Here is a 2,230-nt window from a genome sequence, read left to right as displayed (position 1 = left end):
GCAGGAAGCCAGCCGTAAATTAGGTTACGGCGTAAGCAAAACCATGTTGCTTGCACAAAAATTATACGAAAGTGGTAAGATAACTTATATGCGTACCGATAGTGTGAACCTGGGCGAAACAGCTATGGACGCTATTAAAACAGAGATAGGCAAAAGTTTTGGCGATAAATATTTACAAATACGCAAATACAAAAACAAAAACGAAAGTGCACAGGAAGCGCATGAAGCCATACGCCCCACGTACATGGAAAATAAATCGGTAGATGATTTTGATCTCAACCGTTTGTATGAACTGATTTGGAAAAGAACGATTGCATCGCAAATGGCGGATGCAGAATTAGAAAACACCACTGCTAAAATAAACATCAGCACCAACAACGAAGAATTAACCGCCAGCGGACAGGTAATAAAATTTGATGGCTTTTTAAAAGTGTATTTAGAAAGCAGTGACGATGATGAGGCAGAAAATAATGATGATGAAAGCCGCTTACCCAATTTAACTGTTGGGCAAGTCTTGGTTTTTAATCAAATGCTGGCCACCGAAAGATTTACAAGGCCCGGTGCAAGATATACAGAGGCATCGCTGGTAAAAAAATTAGAAGAGCTGGGCATTGGCCGTCCGAGTACCTACGCTCCCACTATCAGCACTATTATTAAAAGAACTTATGTAGAGAAAAAAGAAAAGGAAGGCGTGAAAAGAGATTTCCGGATAATGAAACTGAAGGATGATAAAATTGTAAAAGTTACAGAGCAGGAAAATACCGGGGCAGAAAAAAATAAATTATTTCCTACCGATTTAGGGTTGGTGGTTACCGATTTTTTAAACCAGCATTTTGATAAAGTGATGGATTATAATTTTACCGCCGAAATAGAAAAAGAGTTTGATGAAATTGCCGACGGCAAATTGGTTTGGAATACGATGGTGAGTGATTTTTACACGCCCTTTCACGAAGGTGTGGAGCATACCTTAGAAAACGCCGAACGTTCTGTTGGCGAAAGAGCGCTGGGTACCGACCCCGAAACAGGCAAACCTGTAATTGCACGTATGGGACGTTATGGCCCCATGGTACAAATAGGCGTAACCGAAGGCGAGGAAAAAGCAAAATTTGCCAAACTGAAAGCATCGCAGAGCATTGAAACCATTTCGTTTGAAGATGCCATGGAATTATTTAAGTTGGGTGCACCACTTGGCGAACACGAAGGACAGGAAATAACGGTTAACATTGGCCGCTTTGGCCCGTACGTAAAATTTGGCGACCAGTTTATTTCTATACCCCGTGGCGAAGAGCCGGGCAGTGTGGATATTGATCGGGCTATTGCATTAATAGAAGCAAAAAGAATTGAAGATGCTCCTGTTGCACATTACGAAGGCAAACCCGTTACCAAAGGCAAAGGCCGCTTTGGTCCGTTTATAAAATGGAACGACATGTTTATTAATATCCCGGTGCGTTATAATTACGATGCCCTCTCTCAAAATGATATTGATGAACTGATAGCGGCTAAAGTGGTTAAAGAAGCCAACCGTGTTATTAAAGCTTTTCCCGAAGACAAGATAACTATCGAAAACGAACGCTGGGGCGCCATTATTAAAATGGGCAAAAAGAAATACAAACTCAGCGGCAGCGGTGCTAATGGCAAGTACACTCCCGAAGAATTATCTGCATTAACTATTGATGAGGTGAAGAAAATGATTTTGGTGCAGGAACCGAAAGCGTTTGATAAAAAAACAAAAGCTCCAGCAAAGAAAGCGGCTGCAAAAAAAGCTCCGGCGAAGAAGGCGGTGGCGAAGAAGAAGTAATTTTTTTTGGGGACGGGCAGTGGAAGCTTTGGTCGGCATTGTTGTAAAATTTATCCCGAGAAAGATTTGTGCGTTGCCTCGGGACTCACTTGTACGTTTATAGCTTTATTGAGCTTTTATTGTAGCGTAGATTGAACGGAAGGGTTCGTGAAAAATATTAAACGAGGCTAATAATAACCTACCTTTCAAAAATAATTAACATCAACTGGCATTATTTTTCCCCTCAATTATTTTTTTGTTCTCCCTTTGATAGTACTCAATAATTAATTCTTGCATTAATGCAATCCTATTTTTTGCTTTTAAGCCTTCTTCATCAGTTTCTCCTACAATACTATCTATAGTCATCGGGATAGATAATTTTCCTTCTATAATTTGAATTAATCCATTTCTTATAAATTGATTTTCGCTTTCTATATTTATATGGCCTTGAGG

At 40.0% G+C, this 2,230-nt stretch carries 2 protein-coding genes; one reads left to right on the top strand and one right to left on the bottom strand.

All coding sequences use genetic code 11. The annotated features are described in order from the left end of the window. Positions 1 to 1,798, top strand: a 1,798-nt coding sequence (locus ACY65O_RS09845; RefSeq protein WP_462220682.1) for a DNA topoisomerase, incomplete at its 5' end; no start/stop codon positions are given. A gap of 201 nt (positions 1,799 to 1,999) precedes the next feature. Here the strand turns inward: ACY65O_RS09845 and ACY65O_RS09840 are convergent. Further along, the coding region (locus ACY65O_RS09840; protein ID WP_462220681.1) for a hypothetical protein at positions 2,000 to 2,230 on the bottom strand (231 nt) is incomplete at its 5' end.

Source organism: Ferruginibacter sp. (assembly GCF_031430955.1).
Taxonomy (GTDB): Bacteria; Bacteroidota; Bacteroidia; order Chitinophagales; family Chitinophagaceae; genus Ferruginibacter.
This window is presented reverse-complemented; position numbering and strand designations above follow the sequence as displayed.